At 67.1% G+C, this 20680-nt stretch carries 20 protein-coding genes; 12 read left to right on the forward strand and 8 right to left on the reverse strand.

Annotated elements, in window-relative coordinates; all coding sequences use genetic code 11:
• Nucleotides 1-35 precede the first annotated feature (35 nt).
• The 4 genes from tssK (at nt 36) to WJ16_RS30400 (ending at nt 3409) form a co-directional block, all read left to right on the forward strand.
• Complete coding sequence (gene tssK, locus WJ16_RS30385; RefSeq protein WP_076606033.1) at nt 36-1382, forward strand: type VI secretion system baseplate subunit TssK; 1347 nt, start codon at nt 36-38, stop codon at nt 1380-1382.
• Entirely contained in the window at nt 1379-2038 is a 660-nt protein-coding gene (locus WJ16_RS30390) for a DotU family type IV/VI secretion system protein (protein WP_069260670.1), read from the forward strand. The genes tssK and WJ16_RS30390 overlap by 4 nt, the downstream gene beginning before the upstream one ends.
• Before the next feature lie 76 nt (nt 2039-2114).
• Entirely contained in the window at nt 2115-2549 is a 435-nt protein-coding gene (gene tssE / locus WJ16_RS30395; RefSeq protein WP_069260671.1) for a type VI secretion system baseplate subunit TssE, read from the forward strand.
• A gap of 185 nt (nt 2550-2734) precedes the next feature.
• A complete protein-coding gene (locus tag WJ16_RS30400; RefSeq protein WP_069260672.1) occupies nt 2735-3409 on the forward strand; it encodes a lytic transglycosylase domain-containing protein in 675 nt (224 codons plus the stop codon).
• A 30-nt stretch (nt 3410-3439) separates the two neighbouring features.
• Here the strand turns inward: WJ16_RS30400 and WJ16_RS30405 are convergent, their stop codons facing one another.
• Complete coding sequence (locus WJ16_RS30405; RefSeq protein ID WP_174921867.1) at nt 3440-4315, reverse strand: LysR family transcriptional regulator; 876 nt, start codon at nt 4313-4315, stop codon at nt 3440-3442.
• A 171-nt stretch (nt 4316-4486) separates the two neighbouring features.
• Between WJ16_RS30405 and WJ16_RS30410 the strand changes: the two genes are divergently transcribed.
• Nucleotides 4487-5560 (forward strand): alkene reductase, encoded by a 1074-nt coding sequence (locus tag WJ16_RS30410; protein WP_069261228.1) that lies wholly within the window; start codon nt 4487-4489, stop codon nt 5558-5560.
• Nucleotides 5561-5692: 132 nt separating this feature from the next.
• On the opposite strand, the gene WJ16_RS30415 is transcribed toward WJ16_RS30410, so the two are convergent.
• The 7 genes from WJ16_RS30415 to WJ16_RS30445 all read right to left on the reverse strand — a co-directional run bounded on the left by WJ16_RS30415 (nt 5693) and on the right by WJ16_RS30445 (nt 13118).
• A complete protein-coding gene (locus tag WJ16_RS30415; protein WP_069261229.1) occupies nt 5693-6019 on the reverse strand; it encodes a helix-turn-helix domain-containing protein in 327 nt (108 codons plus the stop codon).
• Between the two features lie 72 nt (nt 6020-6091).
• Complete coding sequence (locus WJ16_RS30420; protein WP_069260673.1) at nt 6092-6532, reverse strand: dihydroneopterin aldolase; 441 nt, start codon at nt 6530-6532, stop codon at nt 6092-6094.
• Nucleotides 6529-7161 (reverse strand): sarcosine oxidase subunit gamma, encoded by a 633-nt coding sequence (locus WJ16_RS30425; RefSeq protein WP_069260674.1) that lies wholly within the window; start codon nt 7159-7161, stop codon nt 6529-6531. The genes WJ16_RS30420 and WJ16_RS30425 overlap by 4 nt, the downstream gene beginning before the upstream one ends.
• The gene (locus WJ16_RS30430) at nt 7151-10162 is read right to left on the reverse strand and encodes a sarcosine oxidase subunit alpha family protein (protein ID WP_069260675.1); all 3012 of its coding nucleotides are present in this window, start codon (nt 10160-10162) and stop codon (nt 7151-7153) included. The genes WJ16_RS30425 and WJ16_RS30430 overlap by 11 nt, the downstream gene beginning before the upstream one ends.
• Complete coding sequence (locus WJ16_RS30435; protein WP_069260676.1) at nt 10159-10458, reverse strand: sarcosine oxidase subunit delta; 300 nt, start codon at nt 10456-10458, stop codon at nt 10159-10161. Before WJ16_RS30435 ends, WJ16_RS30430 begins: the two co-directional genes overlap by 4 nt.
• 14 nt (nt 10459-10472) lie before the next feature.
• Nucleotides 10473-11717 (reverse strand): sarcosine oxidase subunit beta family protein, encoded by a 1245-nt coding sequence (locus WJ16_RS30440; RefSeq protein ID WP_006480591.1) that lies wholly within the window; start codon nt 11715-11717, stop codon nt 10473-10475.
• 15 nt (nt 11718-11732) lie between these two features.
• A complete protein-coding gene (locus tag WJ16_RS30445) occupies nt 11733-13118 on the reverse strand; it encodes an L-serine ammonia-lyase (protein ID WP_069260677.1) in 1386 nt (461 codons plus the stop codon).
• 328 nt (nt 13119-13446) lie between these two features.
• Between WJ16_RS30445 and WJ16_RS30450 the strand changes: the two genes are divergently transcribed.
• The 7 genes from WJ16_RS30450 (at nt 13447) to otnI (ending at nt 20678) form a co-directional block, all read left to right on the forward strand.
• A complete protein-coding gene (locus WJ16_RS30450; protein ID WP_069260678.1) occupies nt 13447-14520 on the forward strand; it encodes a GlxA family transcriptional regulator in 1074 nt (357 codons plus the stop codon).
• Between the two features lie 259 nt (nt 14521-14779).
• Nucleotides 14780-15484: a FadR/GntR family transcriptional regulator gene (locus WJ16_RS30455; protein ID WP_069260679.1), complete on the forward strand. Its 705-nt coding sequence runs from the start codon at nt 14780-14782 to the stop codon at nt 15482-15484.
• 49 nt (nt 15485-15533) lie between these two features.
• Nucleotides 15534-16424 (forward strand): L-threonate dehydrogenase, encoded by an 891-nt coding sequence (gene ltnD, locus WJ16_RS30460; RefSeq protein WP_069260680.1) that lies wholly within the window; start codon nt 15534-15536, stop codon nt 16422-16424.
• A gap of 19 nt (nt 16425-16443) precedes the next feature.
• Entirely contained in the window at nt 16444-17763 is a 1320-nt protein-coding gene (otnK, locus tag WJ16_RS30465; protein WP_069260681.1) for a 3-oxo-tetronate kinase, read from the forward strand.
• Nucleotides 17760-18398: a 3-oxo-tetronate 4-phosphate decarboxylase gene (otnC, locus tag WJ16_RS30470; RefSeq protein ID WP_069260682.1), complete on the forward strand. Its 639-nt coding sequence runs from the start codon at nt 17760-17762 to the stop codon at nt 18396-18398. The genes otnK and otnC overlap by 4 nt, the downstream gene beginning before the upstream one ends.
• A 114-nt stretch (nt 18399-18512) precedes the next feature.
• Entirely contained in the window at nt 18513-19838 is a 1326-nt protein-coding gene (locus tag WJ16_RS30475) for an MFS transporter (RefSeq protein ID WP_069260683.1), read from the forward strand.
• 63 nt (nt 19839-19901) lie between these two features.
• On the forward strand, nt 19902-20678 hold the full coding sequence (gene otnI, locus WJ16_RS30480; protein ID WP_069260684.1) for a 2-oxo-tetronate isomerase: 777 nt from the start codon (nt 19902-19904) through the stop codon (nt 20676-20678).
• Nucleotides 20679-20680: the final 2 nt, after the last annotated feature.

Genomic DNA, 20680 nt, shown 5'->3' on the forward strand with positions numbered 1-20680 from the left:
CCTCAAACTATATTTTTCATGCCTATCGAACGACGATGAAGATAACGAGACCGCTGTGGGCCAAGGGAATTTTCATGACGCCCCAGCACTTTCAGCAGCAGGCGTTGTGGAACCACGCGACCGACGAACGCATCGCGCGCATCACGAGCCCCGATCCGTGGGGCGTATGCCGGATTGCGTTCGACACCCAGGCCCTGACGATCGATCGCCTGCAGGTGTCCGCACTCGATCTGCGCCTGCCGGACGGAACCCTGGTCGACAGCGAGTCGGCCGATCGCCTTCCGCCGGCGCGCGATCTGAACGACGTCCCCGCGCAGGCCGATTCGGTTGTCGTGCTCATCGGGTTACCGCTCCTCGATCCGCAAGGCGGCAACTGTATCGACATTGACGAAAGACCTGCGCGGCCGCGGCGTTTTCGGCGGGAGTATCTCCAGGTCGCCGACGTGAACGGCGACAACGTGGAGGAGATCAGCGTAGAACGCCATGCGCTGGCGTTGCTGTTCGATTTCGAGGTGTCGAGCGACTACGTCACCTGCCCGATCGGAAGAATCTCGCGCAACGCGCAGGGGCGTTTCGAGATGGACGCCGCCTTCGTGCCGCCGTGTCTGTTCCTGTCGGCCAGCAGCCACCTCGTCGGCCGCATGACCCGGCTATCCGAGATCCTGCTGGCCAAGAGCGCCAGCCTCGCCGTGCGACGCCGGGAGCGTTCCGATCAGATCGCCGACTACGCGGTCGCCGACGTGTCGCTGTTCTGGCTGTTGCACAGCGTGAACAGTTGTTGGCCCGAGCTTGCACGACTGTGTCAGGCGCCCGATCAGCACCCCGAACGACTGTATGGCACGCTGGCACGCCTGGCCGGTTCGTTGCTGACATTCTCGACAGCGGAAACCCTGCAATCCATTCCTGCCTACGATCATCTCGATCCCGATCCGGTTTTCGCGGAACTCGAATCGTTGATTCGCACGCTCCTCGATACGGTCGTTCCATCGCGTGTCGTACCGATCGCCCTGGAGAAGCTTCGCGGGACGTCATGGTTGGGCAAAATCAACGACGACCGGCTCGTCGAAGGTGCGGAGTATTACCTGTCGGTCCAGTCCGGGTTGCCCGCTCATGCGTTGCTCGAACAGCTACCGCGCCTGTGCAAGGCCGGATCGCCCGACGACGTCGAGCAGATCGTCAACTCCGCGCTGCCCGGCATTCCGCTGCGCGCCATGTCGCGCGTTCCCGCCGCCATTCCGGTTCGCATCGAGAACCAGTACTTTGCTCTTGACGGTGCTCACGCCGCGTTCAAGCGCATGATGGATGCACGGGCATGTCAGTTCTATATCCCCGCGTCGGTACCCGACGTCTCGCTCGAACTTTACGTGGTGCTTCCCGCATGATGCCGCAGCCCGTCGATGCCGCAATACTGCTGCCGGTCGCCTTACGCGATACCGCGATGACCGTCGCGAGTCTCACCCACGAACCGGCACGCCATTCGTTCGCCCCGCTTCGGCATTCGTGCAGCGCACAGGTTGCCCGACTGCGCGACGAAATGACGTCGGCCGGCCATCCGCTGGACGTGATCGAGGACGCGTTGTACGCCCAATGCGCATTACTCGACGAGACGGCATTGCGCAACCTGACCGGAGACGATCGCACCGCCTGGGAGCGCGAACCGTTGCAGGTCGAAGCCTTTGGCCGGAACGACGCCGGCCACGAGGTGATTTCGCGCATCGAACACCGCGTTGCCGAGCCCCGCCCCGTTCTGCCGCTACTTGCGATCTTCCGGGCGATACTGGATCTCGGGTTTGCGGGCAAGCTCGCACTCGGCGAGCGTGGCGCTCATGCCGCGCTTCTGAACGCAATCGATGAGCGCCTCGGCGGCAAGCCGGACACGCACCTTCCCGTCATGATCGATGACGTCACCGCATGCCGGCCGAGCGGCCGCTTTGGGCCGTTCAGCTGGCTCGCCCTCTCGTTCATCATGGGGGGCATGCTCTATCTCGCGCTCAATGAATGGCTCGGTCGTTCAGTCGCTGAAATCGTGCAGCCATGAACCTGCAACTCACATTCCGGTGCTCTCATACCGAGCAGGTGCCGGACAATTTTCATCTTAACGCGGAGGTGAATGGATGAACCCGACGGGCCCCGGCCTCTTCGAAGCCCTCACCGGACATTTTTCAAACGGTTCCAACATCGCCGATTTCGACGCAGCGACGCAGACGTTTCTTTCCGTACAGGACAACATACAGCGCATCCTGAACAGCCGACGCAACAGTCTTGCGCATCTGCCGGACTACGGCCTGGACGATCTTTCGGAAATCTATCGTCATCTGCCATCGTCTGCGCACCGGCTCCGACATTCAATCGAAGCGACGATTCTCAAGCACGAGCCGCGCGTCAAGTCGATCGATCTCCAGGTCCGGGATGTCGAGCCCGGCATGCTGCTGAGCTTTACCATGAGTTGCCATCTGCATCGGGAAGGGCTGGTACGCTTCGGTACGCATTTCACTCCCGACGGACGAACCCGCCTTCATATGCTCAAGGCCGATCTCGATCGCGACTGACGGAGATGCGCTCCCGGATCGGTCGCAACGTCGCTCTGGACTCCGATGTGTGTCCGCGCAACGGTCCACGATCTGGCGCCGCGCACCGCAACAAGCTGACACTGCGCTTTCATTCGATCCCGCGCGCACACATCGGCCGCGATTGGCCGATATACTATGCGCCTCCCATTTCCCCGCACTCGACCATGCGACGGTTACTCTGGCTGATCGTACTTTCGCTCGGCTTGCCGCACACGGCATCGGCGCAACAGGCGTCGGCGGTGGTCGCCTCCGCGCCCGAGCAAATGGCTGCGTCCGCGCCACTCGCCGCTTCCGCGCTGGACGCGAACGATCAGCCCAACGAAGCAAACCGCCGCATCACGTCCTACCTGACGAAGAAATTCGGTGTCGCGAAGGAGCGGGCCGCGAAGCTCGCCGATATCGTGAGCGTAACTGCGACGAAATATTCCCTGCCTCCGGCACTCGTTTACGCGATCATTTCGATCGAATCGCGCTTCCAGGAAAAGGCGCGCGGCCAGCATGGCGCGACCGGGCTGATGCAGGTCGTGCCGGCCGCGCACCGCGGCCTGTTGCGCAACGTGAAGGACCTGACCGAACCGAACGCGAACGTCGAAGTCGGGTCGGCGATCCTGTCGGGCTACGTGAGGGCCGCCGGAGGCGACGTGCGGGCCGGACTGAGGAGTTACAGCGGCGGCTCGAACGCGTATGCGGCGAAGGTGATGCAGCGGGTCGATTCGTTCCGTTTCGTGCTCGAACCGGGCGACGACGCGAAGGCCGTGAACGCCGCAAATTCCGCAAACGCCGCGAACGATACGAAAGCCCGCATGGTGCCGGTCAGCGACAAGTCGGGCACGCAGTGATCGACGGCAGGATACCCGCGCAACCGCCCGTCACGCCTGCGCGAAACGCTCCCGCAAAAACTCGATGAAATGCTGCGTCTTCGCGGGCAGCAGCCGCGTTTCCGTCATCGCATAGACGGGAACCGGCTCGCCCTCCCATGCGGGCATCACGCGGCGCAATCGGCCGGCGGCCAGGTCGTCCGCGACGATCTCTTCCGACAGCACGATGATGCCGGCGTCGAGCGTGGCCAGGCGCCGCAGCATGCCGACACTGTTCACCGCGAAGCGGCTGCTCACGGGCACCGACACCGTGCGCACGCCATCGTGCAGCGTCCACGTGCCGGCTCTCGCGAGGCCGAGGCACGCATGCCGCGTCAGGTCGTCCGGCATGCGCGGCTCGCCCTCCCGGTCGAGATAGCCGGGCGACGCATACAGGTAGTTCCCGAGCGTAGCCAGCCGCCGCGCGATCAGTTGAGAATCCTCGGATTCGCCCATGCGGATCGCCACGTCGAACGGTTCGCTCACCAGATCGACACGTCGCGACGTCAGCTCGAAATCGAACGTCAGCTTCGGGTAGCGGTTCGAGAACTCGACGATCAGCGGCGCCAGATACGTCACCGCGAAATCGACCGGAAACGACGCGCGCAGCACGCCCGTCGGTTCGGCCAGCAGACCGCCGAGCTGCTCGTGCGCAAGCCGCGCCTCGTCGACGATGCGCTTGCAGCGCTCGAAATACAGCCGGCCGGCCTCGGTCAGCTCGATCCGGCGCGTCGTGCGATGCAGCAGCCGCAACCCGATCGCCTTCTCCAGCGCGCCGATACGCCGCGACAGCGTCGAATTCGGCACGCCCAGCGTTTCCGCCGCGCTGCGAAAACCCTTCGCCTTCACGACCTCGACGAACAGCGCCATATCGTTCAGCAATTCCAAGTCGACTGCTCCATGTTTGGATCAATGTTATCCAGATTACCCGGTTTATCCCGAAAAGGAAGCAATGGATGATGACTGCGTGGAGGCGAGGCCCGCGCAACGATGCGCGGCCGGCGCCCGAAGCGGCATCGTCCCGGTGCCGCCGTCCCGAACTTCGAGGAGCAACGCATCATGAGCCAACTGTTCACCCCGGCCCGCGTGGGCCGCTACACACTGCAAAACCGCCTCGTCATGGCGCCGATGACGCGCAGCCGCGCGGCCTTCGATGGCACGCCCGGCCAATGGGCCGCCGAATACTACGCGCAGCGCGCGAGCCTGGGCCTGATCGTCACCGAAGGCACGCAGCCGTCCGACGACGGGCAGGGTTATCTCACGACGCCCGGCATCTATACCGACGCGCACGTCGCCGGCTGGAAGACCATCAGCGACGCGGTGCATGCGCGCGGCAGCCGGCTGTTCATCCAGCTGATGCACGTCGGGCGCATGTCGCATCCCGACAACACGCCGCATCACCGGCAGGGTGTCGCGCCGTCGGCGATCGCACCGGGCGCGCAGATGTTCACGGTCAAGGGCATGCAGGACATCCCGGTGCCGCGCGCGTTGACGACCGAGGAAGTGCGCGCGACCGTCGACGACTTCCGCACCGCGGCGCGCCGCGCGATCGAGGCCGGCGCCGACGGCGTCGAGATCCACGGTGCGAACGGGTATCTCGTCCAGCAGTTCTTCTCGCCGAATGCGAACACGCGCACCGACGTGTATGGCGGCTCGATCGAGAACCGCGCCCGCTTCGCGATCGAGGTCGCGACGGCGATCGCCGACGAGATCGGCGCCGACCGCACCGCGATCCGCCTGTCGCCCGGCGCCACGCTCGGCGGCGTGGACGAAGGCGAGCAAGGGCCGGACCTGAACCGCTATCTGGTGACCGAGCTCGACCGTCTCGGCCTCGCTTACCTGCACGTGATGCATCACGGCAATGAAGCGCTGCTGGCCGACCTGCGCGCGCGCTGGAACGGCATGCTGATCCTGAACCGCCCGGGCCGCGCGCGCGACGCGATCGGCGCGGACTTGAAGACGGGGCTCGCCGATCTCGAAGCGTACGGGCAGATGGTGCTCGCGAATCCGGATTTCGTGACGCGGCTGAAGACGGGCGCGCCGATGAACGACGCGCAGCGCGAAACGTTCTTCGGCGGCGATGCGCGCGGATATGTGGACTATCCGACGCTGGATGGGGCGGCCGCGGCTTGACGCGACCGCTCGGGGCGAAAGCCGCGGCACGCTGGAACGGGTGCCGCGGCGACCGCCCGCGGAACGCTCGACGTCAAAGCAGCGCGGTGGTCACCTTGGGCACCATCGGCGCGATGCGCAGGCGATGAACCGTCAGGCACCCTCCCGCGACACGGTCGGATCGGACGGCTCGGCCGACTCACGCAGCGCCTTGCGTGCCACCGGCACGTCGCGTTTCGGCACGACGAGCACATTGAGGCCTAGTCCATCGAGCACCTTGAACAATTTGTCGACGCTCACTGACCGGCCGTTTTCGAGACGCGACAGCACGTCCTTGGAGACGCCGAGCATATCGGCCGCGTCATCGATCCGCATCCGGTTCTGCGCCCGCCGGTTGCGGACGAGCGCCCCCAACGCCGCAAGATCCGGTGCAAGCGGATCGGGCGAGGCAGCGTACGAGCCATAATTCCGGGATACCAGGAACAAAAGCGCCGCCGAACGCGCGCCGGCGGCATCGTTACGTAAATATCGGAACGATTGGCCCTTTCCCCATCAAAACTGCCCCGCCGCCCCCGTCCACCGCAAATAATCCCCGCGCGTCCAGTCGAGCGACACGCCGACGCGCTTCGTCCCCGGCCGGATCTTCGGCTTGTACACCGACAGCGTCAGCGATTCCAGCGCCGGCCATTCGCGGAACGACAGCACCGCGATATCGGCGACGAGCGTCTCCAGCAGCCGCGTATGCGGTTTGTGCGACAGGAACGCGGCCACGCGCGCGCAATAACCGTCGTAATCGATCCACTCGCCCTGCTCGCTCGGCTCGCAGCGATAGCCGAGCCGCGCATCGATCACGATCGGCTGCGGCGCTTCATGCTCGTGCGCATGAATGCCGATCCGCGCGGGTACCTTCAGTTCGTCGACGAACACGCTCCAGCCGCGCCCGCGCAGGCGCGGCGTGTCGATCGCCACGAACGGCTCGTCGAACGGCTTCATGATGCGAGCGGCGCGGCCGCGTCGAGCATGATGCGCACGAAGTAGTCGGCGAAGCTGCGGCGCACGACGATCTCGAACGCGTCGTCGCCGGTCGGAATCAGCACGATCGACGACTTGAAGTAGTGCGACTGCGCGCACTGGCCCGGCTTGAATGCGCGCGGATGGAGATCGAGCGGGCAGCCGCGGGCGAGCACGTCGCGCACGCGTTCGCCGCTGATCTCGACGACGGTATAGCCGCTGCCGACGTCGACGGCCGCCGCATACGAACCCTGCACGGCCTCCGCGAGCTGCGCTTCGAGCACGCCGGCCTGCACGGGCCCGTTCGAGCGCACGAGCCACTCGTCGGGGCCGAGCCACAGCACGTCGTACTCGGCGCCGCGCGCGACCGTGTTCGGCTGCGCGGGCGGCCGGCAGCCGACCACGCGCTCGAACGCGGCAACGAACGCCGGATCGCTCAACTCGCCGCGCACGTTGACGAGATCGAGGAACGGCCGCTCGCGCAGCGTGAACTTCTTCGATGCGCGCGCCTGGTGCGGCTTCAGCACGTCGGCCGCGCCGACGAACGGCGACTCGAGCGCGACGCCGCCCGCGCCCGCCACCTGCGTCTGGTTTCTGGTTTCATTCCACATGCTGGCGCACCCCTTCGGTATCGTAGAAAACCGGGCTCGAGATCTTCGCGGTGATGCGCTTGCCGTCGGCCAGCGGAATCACGACGCTCTCGCCCATCTTGTTCAGGCCGCCCTTCACCACCGCGAGCGCGATCGAGCGCTTCAGGATCGGGCTGTAGTAGCTCGACGTCACGTGGCCGATCATCGGCGTCGGATCGACCGCCGACACCTGCGTGTCCTTCGCGACGATCTGCGCGCCTTCCGGCAGCACGAACTGTTCGTCTTCGGTCAGCAGACCGACGAACTGCTTGCGGCCTTCCTTCGCGGTATCCGAGCGCGTGAGCGAACGCTTGCCGAGGAAGTCCTTCGACTTCGCGACCAGCCCGCCCATTCCGAGGTCGTACGGCGTGATCGAGCCGTCGGTATCCTGGCCGACGATGATGTAGCCCTTCTCCGCGCGCAGCACGTGCATCGTCTCGGTGCCGTACGGCGTGATGTCGAACTCGGCGCCGGCCGCCATCAGCGCTTCCCACACCGCGCGGCCCGCATTCGCCGGCACGTTCACTTCATAGGCCAGTTCGCCCGAGAAGCTGATCCGCATCACGCGCGCCTTCGCGCCCGCGACGGTGCCGTTGCGGTAGCTCATGAACGGGAACGCGTCGTTGCCGAAGTCGATGTCCTGGCACACCTTCTGCACGACCTTGCGGCTCTTCGGGCCGACCACCGCGAACGTCGCCCAGTGATCGGTGACCGACGACAGCCGCACCTTCATGTCCGGCCACTCGGTCTGCAGCCAGCGTTCGAGCCACGTCAGCACGCGCGCCGCGCCGCCCGTCGTGGTCGTCATCATGAAATGCTGGTCGGCGAGGCGCACCGTCACGCCGTCGTCGAACACCATGCCGTTCTCGTCGAGCATCAGCCCGTAGCGGCACTTGCCCACTTCGAGCTTGTTCCACGGGTTCGTGTACATCCAGTTCAGCAGCTTCACCGCGTCCGGGCCCTGGATGTCGATCTTGCCGAGCGTCGACGCGTCGAGGATGCCGACGCTGTTGCGCACCGCCAGGCATTCGCGCTTCACGGCCGCATGGAGATCCTCGCCGTTCTTCGGGAAGTACCACGGCCGCTTCCAGTTGCCGACGTCCTCGAACAGCGCGCCGTGCTCGACGTGCCACTCGTGCACGCAGGTCTTGCGGATCGGGTCGAGGAAATCGCCCAGCTCGCGGCCCGCGAACGTGCCGAACGACACGGGCGTGTAGTTCGGGCGGAACGTCGTCGTGCCCGTTTCCGGAATCGTCTTGCCGAGCGCGCCCGCGAGAATCGCCATCCCGTTGATGTTGCCGAGCTTGCCCTGGTCGGTGCCGAAGCCCATCGCCGTATAGCGCTTCACGTGCTCGACCGACTCGAAGCCTTCGCGCGCGGCCAGCAGGATGTCGGCCGCCGACACGTCGTTCTGGAAATCGACGAACTGCTTCGGCCCGCGCGCCGCGGCCTCGCGGCTGCCGACGAGCCACAACGGCTGCAGTGCGCCTTCGACGGCTTCGGCAACCTGCGGCGCGACCGCGCGCTGCGCGGCCGTGAAGCCCGCCGCCTTCGCGGCTTCCACGCCCGCATCGACCGCGAGCCGCAGCGCGCGCGCCAGGCCGAATTCGCCGGCCGCCGCGCCGACGCTCGCTTCCGCCTGCAAGGGCTTGCCCGGCAGGAAGCATGCCTTCTCGTCGTTCCAGCACGCCTTGCCGCCCGACTGCGCGAACAGGTGCAGCACCGGGCTGAAGCCGCCCGACATCGCGACGAGGTCGCACGGCAGCGTCTGCAGCTTGCCGCCCACCTGGCCGTTCGAGTGGGACGCGACGTCGACCGACGATACGCGCCACTTGCCCGATGCGCTCGTGACGACGGCTCCGCTCATCACCGTCACGCCCTGCCGCTTCGCGGCGGCCGGCAGCGCGCCGTTCGACGAGGCGCGCGAATCGACGACCGTCACTTTCGCGCCGCATGCCTTCAGGTCGAGCGCGGCCTGATACGCGCGGTCGTTGTTCGTGAACACGACCGCGTTGCGGCCCGGCAGCACGCCGAAGCGATGCACGTAGGTCGACACGGCGCCCGCGAGCATCACGCCCGGCAGGTCGTTGTTGCCGAACACGATCGGGCGCTCGTGCGCGCCGGTCGCGAGGATCACCTGCTTCGCGCGCACCTTCCACAGCAGCTCGCGCGTGCCCTTGCGCATCGACACCGGCAGGTGATCGGTCAGGCGCTGCGTGACCGTCACGAGGTTGTGGTCCTGGTAGCCGAACGCCGTGCTGCGCGACAGGATCGTCACGTCGGGCAGCTTGCGCAGTTCGGCCTCGATCTTCTCGACCCACTGCAGCGCCGGCTTCGCATCGATCTCCGCGCGGCACGACAGCAGGCTGCCGCCGAGTTCGCGCTGGTCGTCGACGAGGATCACGCGCGCGCCGGCCGTGGCGGCCGCATGCGCGGCCGCGAGACCCGACGGGCCGCCGCCGACGACGAGCACGTCGCAGTGCGCGTAGCATTTGTCGTAGCGATCGGCGTCGAGCGCCTCGGGCGCCTTGCCGAGCCCCGCCGCCTCGCGGATCTTCTCTTCGTACTTCGGCCACATCTTGCGCGGCCACATGAACGTCTTGTAGTAGAAGCCGGCCGGCAGGAAGCGCGAGAACTTCTGGTTGATCGCGTACTTGTCGTTCTCGAGCGTCGGCTCGGCGTTCACGCTGGTGGCGACGAGCCCCTGGTACAGCTCGATCTCGGTCGCGCGCGCGTTCGGCACCGTGTACGGGCCCGATTCGAGCTGCACGACGGCGTTCGGTTCCGCGACGTCCGCCGTCACGATCCCGCGCGGGCGGTGGTACTTGAAGCTGCGCGCGACGAAGTGCACGCCGTTCGCGAGCAGCGCGGACGCGAGCGTGTCGCCCTGGAAGCCCTGATACGTGCGGCCGTTGAACGTGAACGTCAACGGAATCGCGCGATTGATGCGGCCACCGGTGCCGAGGCGGTCTTTCTGGCTCATTTGCTCGTGCCCTCTTCGTGTGCGTTGGCGGCAGCTTCACCGCCGAACTTTTCGTAGCCCTTGATATCGTAGGTCACCGTGTCGCGCGTCGCCTTGAACCAGCGGCGGCAGCCCTGCGCATGCAGCCATTGCTCCTTGTGCAGCCCGCGCTTGTTCTCGCGCATGAACACGTACTCGCCCCATTCGCGGTCGGTCATGTTCTCGTTGTTCACCGGGCGCACGATGTCGGCTTCACCGCCGCACGAGAACTCGGATTCGGCGCGCGGCCCGCACCACGGACATTCGATCAGCAACATGTTTTTCTCCTCGTTCAGTGCGCGACGGCGGCAGCGCCGTGCTCGTCGATCAGGTGGCCCGTATAGAAACGGTCGAGCGCGAACGGCGCGTTCAGCGGATGCGGTTCGTCGCGGGCGATCGTGTGCGCGAACACCCAGCCCGAGCCGGGCGTCGCCTTGAAGCCGCCGGTGCCCCAGCCGCAGTTGAAATAGAGGCCCTTCACGTCGGTCTTGGTGATGATCGGGCATGCGTCCGGCGACACGTCGACGATGCCGCCCCACTGGCGGTTCATCCGCACGCGCGAGAACACCGGGAACATCTCGACGATCGCCTGCAGCGTGCTTTCGATGATGTGGAAGCTGCCGCGCTGGCCGAAGCCCGTGTACTGGTCGATGCCGGCGCCGATCACGAGGTCGCCCTTGTCGGACTGGCTGATGTACGCGTGCACCGCGTTCGACATGATCACCGAGTTGACGACCGGCTTGATCGGCTCGGACACCAGCGCCTGCAGCGGGTGGCTTTCGATCGGCAGGCGCACGCCGGCCATGTCGGCGAGCGTCGTCGTGTTGCCGGCCGCGACCACCGCGACCTTCTTCGCCTTGATGAAACCCTTCACCGTATCGACGCCGACCACCGCGCCGCCTTCGCGGCGAATGCCCGTCACCTGGCAGTTCTGGATGATGTCGACGCCGGCGCGGTCGGCGCCGCGCGCGAAGCCCCACGCCACCGCGTCGTGGCGCGCGACACCCGCACGGCGCTGGATCGATGCGCCGAGCACCGGGTAGCGGCTGTTCAGGTTGATGGTCGGCTCGATTTCCTTGATCTGCGCGGGCGTCAGGAATTCGGCGTCGACGCCGTTGAGCCGGTTCGCGTTCACGCGGCGCTCGGTGTCGCGCACGTCCTGCAGCGTGTGGGCCAGGTTCATCACGCCGCGCTGGCTGAACATCACGTTGTAGTTCAGATCCTGCGACAGCCCTTCCCACAGCTTCATCGCCTTCTCGTACAGCGCGGCCGATTCATCCCACAGATAGTTCGAGCGCACGATCGTCGTGTTGCGCGCGGTGTTGCCGCCGCCGATCCAGCCCTTCTCGAGAATCGCGACGTTCGTGATGCCGTGTTCCTTCGCGAGATAGTAGGCGGTCGCGAGGCCGTGGCCGCCGCCGCCGACGATCACGACGTCGTATTCCTTCTTCGGTTCCGGGCTCTTCCACTGCTTTTCCCAGTTCTCGTGATACGAGAGGCCGTTGCGGAACAGGCTGAATATCGAGTAGCGGCTCATGTTAGTGATCCTTCGTTAGCATTCGATGACGTTCACGGCCAGACCGCCGCGCGACGTTTCCTTGTATTTCGTCTTCATGTCGGCGCCCGTCTCGCGCATCGTCTTGATGACCGAATCGAGCGACACGTAGTGCTGGCCGTTCCCCTTGAGCGCCATGCGCGACGCGTTCAACGCCTTGATCGCGCCCATCGCGTTGCGCTCGATGCACGGGATCTGCACGAGCCCGCCGACCGGGTCGCAGGTCATTCCGAGGTTGTGCTCCATGCCGATCTCGGCCGCGTTCTCGACCTGGTCGGGCGTGCCGCCCATCACCGCGGCGAGCGCGGCGGCGGCCATCGAGCACGCGACGCCCACTTCGCCCTGGCAGCCGACTTCCGCGCCCGAGATCGACGCGGTTTCCTTGTAGATGATCCCGATCGCCGCGGCCGTCATCAGGAATTCGACGATGCCGGCTTCGTTCGAGCCCGGCACGAACTTCACGTAGTAGTGCAGCACCGCGGGAATCACGCCGGCCGCGCCGTTGGTCGGCGCGGTGACGACGCGCCCGCCGGCCGCGTTCTCTTCGTTCACGGCCATCGCATACAGGTTGACCCAGTCGAGCATCGACAGCGGGTCGCGCAGCGATTCTTCCGAGCGCGCGCGCAGGCGGGCGTTCAGCTCGGCCGCGCGGCGCTTCACGCGCATCGGGCCCGGCAGGTCGCCCTCGACCTTGCAGCCGCGCTCGACGCAGGCGGCCATCGTGCGCCAGATCGCGAGCAGCCCGGCGCGCACTTCGTCGGCGGGGCGCAGCGCGCATTCGTTGCGCATCATCAGCTCGGCGATCGACAGCCCGTGTTCGCGGCACTGACGCATCAGGTCGTCGCCGGTGCGGAACGGATACGGCACCTCGACCGCCGCGCGCACGCCGTTCACGCGGTCGCCGTCGCGGTTTACGACGAAGCCGCCGCCGACCGAGTAATACTCTTTCTCGACGAGCAGCTGGCCGTGCTCGTCGAATGCCTGGAAGCGCATCCCGTTCGGGTGCACGATGCTCGTGCCGCTCATCAGCTTGCGATAGAAGCCGATATGCTCCTTTTCCTCGAAGCGGACCGTCTGCTTGCCGAGCAGCGACAGCGATTTCTCCGCGCGAATCGCGGCGAGACGCGGCTCGATCAGGTCCGGATCGATTGTGTCGGGCAGGTGGCCCTCGAGGCCGAGCAGCACGGCCTTGTCGGTGCCGTGCCCCTTGCCGGTCGCGCCGAGCGAGCCGTATAGTTCGACCCGCACGCGGCGCACGAAACCGAGCAGGTTCGCGTCCTCCACGTGCGACGCGAAGCGGCACGCGGCGATCATCGGGCCGACCGTATGCGAACTGGACGGGCCGATGCCGATCTTGAACAGGTCGAAGACGCTGACGTTCATCTGGCTTCCTCTGGATGAGACACACGTGAAATGACGTTGGCGCCAGTACATCAAAGCGTAAAATCGGCCGATAGAACAAAAACGGCATCGGCGTGGGATACCGCCGCCAAACCCCGCGCCGGCCGGCCCGGAAGTACGCTTTGGCGATGGTTCGCGACGGAAAACCACAAGTCGGGCGCGACCCGATCGGCGACGCTGGCTCAGGGCTTGTTCCCGCCGGGAACGGCCCCTGACCGCACCGCCCGGCCGTGCCCGGCTGCCGTATCCGCATGACCTGCATCAACAGACTGAGTGAGACCGCCCGCCCGGCGTGAAGAGATTGGCCGCGATGACAACCGACGTACCCGCTTCCCCCCTCGCAGAACCCGCCCCGCGGCGCATCCGCTTCGGCATCGTGCTGCTGCCGAACTTCACGCTGACGGCCTTCTCGGGCTTCGTCGACATGCTCCGGCTGTCGGCCGACGACGGCGACTACAGCAAGCCCGTGCGCTGCGCGTGGAGCGTGATCGGCGAAACCCTCGCGCCGGTGCGCGCGAGCTGCGGGATCCAGATCACGCCGTGGGAGACGTTCGACGCGGCCGAGCCGTTCGACTACGTGGTGGTGGTCGGCGGGTTGCTGCATTCGGGGCCGCAGGCCGGCCCCGAGACGCTCGACTTCATCCGCCGCGCGGCGGCCGGCGGCGCGACGCTCGTCGGCATCTGCACCGGCGTGTTCACGCTGATGCGCGCGAACGTGCTCGACGGCTACCGCACCTGCGTGAGCTGGTTTCACTACTGGGATTTCATCGAGCGCTTTCCGAACGCCGATCCCGACCTGCTGATCGCCGACCGGCTGTTCGTGATCGACCGGCGCCGCATCACGTGTTCGGGCGGCCGCGCATCGATCGACGTCGCCGCCGCGATCCTGCTGCGCCATTTCGACCACGCGACCGTGCAGAAGGCGCTGCGCATCCTGCTCGTCGGCGAGATGCAGAAGGGCAACGCGCCGCAGCCCCACCCGCCGGGGCTCGAACCCGCGACGCATCCGAAGGTCAAGCGCGCGATTCTCCTGATGGAACAGCATGTCGGGCGCGCGCTGTCGCTCGACGAGCTCGCGAGCAAGCTCGATCTTTCGACGCGGCAGCTCGAACGGCTGTTCAAGGCGGAAACGGGCAAGAGCCCGCAGGTGTTCGCGAAGCAGGTGCGGCTGCGCACGGCCGCGTGGCTGCTGACGAGCTCGGACCGCACGGTCGCCGATATCGCATCGAGCTGCGGGTTCGCCGACGCGTCGCACCTCGGGCGCGAATTCCGCAAGCAGTTCGGCGTGCCGCCGGCGACGTATCGGGAGCGCGGCGGCGCGGCCGAGACGGACGCGGCAGCCGATACGGCGGCGGCCGGCGCGACCGAGGACATCGTCGACTGAGGGCTCGCGCGGCCGCCGCACCCGATGTAAGCGCAGGCCACGCCGGCGCGCGCCCCGCGACGCCACGGGCGTCGTCTCCCCCGTCCCGTCGTCAAACACATCCGCCTGGTCACGACTTCAACGCCGAGCAATACCGGCAATTGGAACCGGTTCCAGTCAAGTTAACCGACGTTCGCCGCTGTTGACCGAGGGTTATCCCGGATGCTGACGCACGCCCAAATTTGTATGATGACCACATCACCTTACAAACCTGAGCGTCATGTTCGAGAAGATTCCCGCCCGTGCGATGAGCGACCACGTCGCACAGCAACTGCTCAAGCAGATCGAAGCCGGCAGTTTCTCGGCCACCGGCAAGCTGCCGACCGAAGCGGTGCTCGCGCAGGAATTCGGCGTGAGCCGCACCGTGATCCGCGAGGCGATCTCGCGGCTGAAGAACGAAGGCGTGGTGGAGCCGCGCCAGGGTAGCGGCGTGTTCGTGAACCAGCACGGCGCGATCCGGCCGCTGCGGATCGATTACGCGGAAGCCGTCGAAGCCACGTCGCTGCCGCACCTGCTCGCGGTGCGCCGCGCGATCGAGGCCGAGGTCGCGGCCGAAGCGGCGCTGCATCACACCGACGAAGACATGGCCGACATCGACGACGCACTGCGCAGGATCGACGATGCAGTGGCCGAAGGCCGCGACGGCGTCGCGGAAGACGTCGCGTTCCACCGCACGATCGCAGCCGTCACCGGCAACCCGTATTTCCTGAAGACGCTGCAGTTCCTGAACCAGTATCTCGAAGCCGGCGTGAAGGTCACGCGGCGCAACGAAGCGACGCGCGAGGACTTCTCGCGCCAGGTGCGCGACGAGCACGCAGCGATCGCCGACGCGATCCGCGCCCGCGACCCGATGGCCGCGCGCAACGCGGCACGCACGCACATGTACAACGCCGCCCGCCGTCTCGCGGAAGCCGGCATCTGCTGAAACCGGCGGCCACAGCGCCGCCCCACTCCCGAATCGATCAAGGTTGACCATGTCACGAAATGTTGGAGTCATCGGCCTCGGCGCGATGGGCCTCGGCGTCGCCCGCTCGCTGCTGCGCGCCGGCCTGCGCGTCCATGCATGCGACGTGCGCGACACCGTGCTGCAGGCGTTCGCCGCGGAAGGCGGCATCGCGTGCGCGAGCCCGGCCGAACTCGGCGCGCAGTGCGACGTCGTCGTCACGCTCGTCGTCAACGCCGCGCAAACCGAAACGGTGCTGTTCGGCGAACACGGCGCGGTCGCGGCGATGAAGCCGGGCGGCGTCGTGATCGCGAGCGCGACCGTCGCGCCCGAATTCGCGGTCGCGCTCGGCGCACGCATCGAGGCCGCCGGCCTGCAGATGCTCGATGCGCCGGTGTCCGGCGGCGCCGCGCGCGCGGCCGCCGGCGAGATGACGATGATGACGTCGGGGCCGGCGGCCGCATACGCGGGCTGCGAGGACGTGCTCGCGGCGATCGCCGGCAAGGTCTATCGCCTCGGCGACGCGCACGGCATCGGCTCGAAAGTGAAGATCATCAACCAGCTGCTGGCCGGCGTACACATCGCTGCGGCGGCCGAGGCGATGGCGCTCGGCCTGCGCGAAGGCGTGGACGCCGACGCGCTGTACGACGTGATCACGCACAGCGCCGGCAACTCGTGGATGTTCGAGAACCGCGTGCCGCACATCCTGAACGGCGACTACACGCCGCTGTCGGCCGTCGACATCTTCGTGAAGGATCTCGGCCTCGTGCTCGATACCGCGCGCCGCAGCAAGTTCCCGCTGCCGCTGTCGGCCACCGCGCACCAGATGTTCATGAGCGCATCGAGCGCCGGTCACGGCGGCGAGGACGATTCCGCCGTGATCAAGACTTTCCCCGGCATCACGCTGCCGCCCGCCCGCTGATTCGAACGACGTACCCGCCATGACCGCTTCCGCTTCCCGTCCCCTGCTCGGCTGCATCGCCGACGATTTCACCGGCGCGACCGATCTCGCGAACATGCTCGTGAAGAGCGGCATGCGCACCGTGCAGACGATCGGCGTGCCCGCCGACGGCGCCGCGGCCGACGCGGCGCTCGATGCCGACGCGATCGTCGTCGCGCTGAAGTCGCGCACGATCCCTGCTGCCGACGCCGTCGCGCAATCGCTCGCCGCGTACGCGTGGCTGCGCGCGCAGGGCTGCCGGCAGTTCTTCTTCAAGTATTGCTCGACGTTCGATTCGACCGACGCGGGCAACATCGGGCCCGTCGCCGATGCGCTGCTCGATGCGGCCGGCGGCGACTTCACGATCGCGTGTCCGGCCTTCCCCGAGAACGGCCGCACGATCTATCGCGGCCACCTGTTCGTCGGCGACGTGCTGCTGAACGAATCGGGGATGGAAAACCATCCGCTCACGCCGATGCGGGACGCGAACCTCGTACGCGTGCTGCAGCGGCAGACGAAGTCGCCGGTCGGCCTGATCCGCTACGACACGATCGCGCTGGGCGCGGCCGCCGTGCGCACGCGGATCGACCAGTTGCGCGCGGAAGGCGTGCGCTTCGCGATCGCCGATGCGTTGTCGGACCGCGATCTCTACGTGCTCGGCGAAGCGTGCGCGGGCCTGCCGCTCGTCACCGGCGGCTCGGGCATCGCGCTCGGCCTGCCCGCGAATTTCCGCCGCGCGGAGCAATTGCCCGAGCGCGACGACGCGGCGTCGCTGCCGCGCATCGAAGGCCTGTCGGCCGTGCTCGCCGGCAGCGCATCGAAGGCCACCAACGCGCAGGTCGCCGCATGGCGCACGACGCGGCCGAGCTTTCGCATCGATCCGCTCGCGGCGGCGCGCGGCGAACCCGTCGTCGACCAGGCGCTCGCGTTCGCGCGCTCGCACCTGCCGCAGCCGGTGCTGATCTACGCGACGGCCACGCCCGACGAAGTGAAGGCCGTGCAGCAGGCGCTCGGCGTCGACGCGGCCGGCCATCTCGTCGAAGCCACGCTCGCGGCGATCGCGCGCGGCCTGCGCGATCTCGGCGTGCGCAAGTTCGTCGTCGCCGGCGGCGAGACGTCCGGCGCGGTCGTGCAGGCGCTCGACGTGAAGTCGCTGCAGATCGGCGCGCAGATCGATCCGGGCGTGCCGGCCACCGCCACGCCCGAAGGAAGCGGGACCAGCGACGCGCAGCCGCTCGGCCTCGCGCTGAAGTCCGGCAACTTCGGCACCACGGACTTTTTCGACAAGGCGCTGCGCGCGCTCGACGGAGCCGCACGATGAGCAGCGAAGCCAAACTGCGCGAGGAAATCTGCGTGGTCGGCGCGAGCCTGTATGCGCGCGGCCATGCGGTGGGCAGCGCGGGCAACATCAGCGCGCGCCTGCCCGACGGCTGGCTGATCACGCCGACCGACGCGTGCCTCGGCCGGCTCGACCCGAACGACATCGCGAAGGTCGGCACGGACGGCCAGCCCGTGTCGGGCGGCAAGCCGTCGAAAACGCTCGCGCTGCATCGCGGCATCTACGCACGCAACGCGGAGGCGAACGGCGTCGTCCATACGCATTCGACGCATCTCGTCGCACTGACGCTCGCGGGCGTGTGGCGCGACACCGACGTGCTGCCGCCGATCACGCCGTACTACGTGATGAAGGTCGGCCACGTTCCGCTGATCCGCTACCGCCGCCCGGGCGACCCGGCCGTCGCGGCCGAAGTCGCGGCGCTCGCCGACCAGGTGCGCGGCGTGCTGCTCGAGCGCCTCGGCCCGGTGATGTGGGGGCCGTCGGTATCGCACGCGTCGTATGCGCTCGAAGAACTCGAGGAAACGGCACGGCTGTGGCTGATGACCCACCCGAAACCCGGACCGCTCGACGACGCGGCGCTCGACGAACTGCGTGCCAGCTTCGGCGCGCGCTGGTAACGACGCGCCGCGCAACGATTTTCCTGCCCGCCGTGTGCGCGGGCCGTTCCGTCAGCACACACACATGATCCGGCGGCGCGCGCGCCGCCGGCAGACAACATCCTGGAGACGACGATGACTGCTCTCGACGCGGCCGCTGGCCGCTCGCCCGCCGCGCCCGCCCATTCGGCCGAACTCGACCGCACCTACAAGAAAGTGTTCTGGCGCATCGTGCCGTTCCTGATGCTCTGCTACGTGGTCGCGTATCTCGACCGCGTGAACGTCGGCTTCGCGAAGCTGCAGATGTCGCAGGATCTCGCGTTCAGCGAAACCGTGTTCGGGCTCGGCGCCGGCATTTTCTTTCTGGGCTATTTTCTGTTCGAACTGCCAAGCAACATGCTGATGCACCGCATCGGCGCGCGCATCTGGATCGCGCGGATCATGATCACGTGGGGCCTGCTGTCCGGCCTGTTCGCGTTCGTGCAGACGCCGACGCAGTTCTACGTGCTGCGCTTCCTGCTCGGCCTCGCGGAAGCCGGCTTCTATCCGGGCGTGATCCTGTATCTCACGTACTGGTTCCCGTCGCATCGCCGCGCGAAGATCATCGCGGTGTTCATGTCCGCGATTCCGGTATCGGGCATCTTCGGCAACCCGCTGTCGGGCTGGATCATGGAGCGCTTTCACGGCGGCTCGGGCTTCCACGGCTGGCAATGGATGTTCATGATCGAAGCCGTGCCGGCCGTGCTCGTCGGCATCGCGACGATCCTGTATCTCGACAACAGCATCCGCAGCGCGAAGTGGCTCGACGAGCGCGAGAAGCAACTGCTCGAAGACGAAATCGCCGCGCAGCCGCAGGAGCAGCAGAAGCACGGCCATTCGCTGAAGGCCGTATTCGCCGACCCGCGCATGTGGTGGATGTCGCTGATCTACTTCGCGTTCGTCACCGGCCAGTACGGTCTCACGTTCTGGATGCCGACGCTCGTCAAATCGACCGGGATCACCGATACGCTGCAGATCGGCTTGTTGTCCGCGATTCCGTTCCTTGTCGCGATCGTCGTGATGAACCTGTTCGGCCACAGCGCGGACAAGCGCCGCGAACGCCGCTGGCACCTGATCGTGCCGGCGCTGATGGGCGCGCTCGGGTTTGCGGTCGCCGCGTCGTACTCGCACAATACGGCGGTGTCGATCGTGTTCCTGTCGCTCGCGGCAGGCGGCGTGCTGACCTGCGCGCCGCTGTTCTGGTCGCTGCCGACCGCGTTCCTCGCCGGCTCCGCGGCCGCGGCCGGGATCGCGATCATCAACTCGGTCGGCAATCTCGCCGGTTTCGCGAGCCCATACGTGATCGGCTACCTGAAGGACGTCACGCACAGCACCGCATCCGGGATGTACGTGCTCGCGGCGATGCTCGTGATCGGCGCGCTCGCCGTGTGGCTCACGCCCGCGAAACTCGTGAACCGCTGACGCGCCGCCATTCGACGCGGGGCGCCCGACGCCCCGCCCCATTCATTCACAGGACCCGCTGCCATGCCACGCTTCGCCGCCAACCTCTCGATGATGTATACCGAGCATGCGTTTCTCGAACGCTTCGCCGCTGCCGCCTACGACGGCTTCAAGGCCGTCGAGTACCTGTTCCCGTACGACTTCGCCGCCGAGGACATCCGCGCGCGCCTCGACGCACACAATCTCGAACAGGCGCTGTTCAACGCGCCGCCCGGCGACTGGGCCGCTGGCGAACGCGGCACCGCGTCGCTGCCGGGCCGCGAGGACGAGTTCCGGCACGGCATCGACCAGGCGCTCGATTATGCGCGCGTGCTCGGCAACCGGAAGCTGCACGTGATGGCCGGCATGGTGCCGCCGGGCGCCGACCGCGCGCGCCATCGCGACACCTACCTGGCGAACCTGCGGCATGCCGCCCAGGCCGCCGCCGCGCACGGCATCACGATCCTGATCGAGCCGATCAACCAGCGCGACATGCCCGGTTATTTCCTGAGCCGACAGGACGACGCGCAGGCGATCTGCGCGGAAGTCGGCGCGCCGAACCTGAAGGTGCAGTTCGACTGCTATCACTGCCAGATCGTCGAAGGCGATCTCGCGATGAAGCTCAAGCGCGATTTCGCGGGCATCGGCCATATCCAGATCGCGGGCGTGCCCGAGCGCCACGAGCCGGACGTCGGCGAACTCAACTACCCGTATCTGTTCGCGCTGATCGATGCGCTCGGCTACGACGGCTGGATCGGTTGCGAATACCGGCCGAAAGCCGGCACGTCCGAAGGGCTCGGCTGGCTCAGGCCGTACCTGTAATT

The organism is Burkholderia metallica (assembly GCF_001718555.1).
Lineage (GTDB): Bacteria > Pseudomonadota > Gammaproteobacteria > Burkholderiales > Burkholderiaceae > Burkholderia > Burkholderia metallica.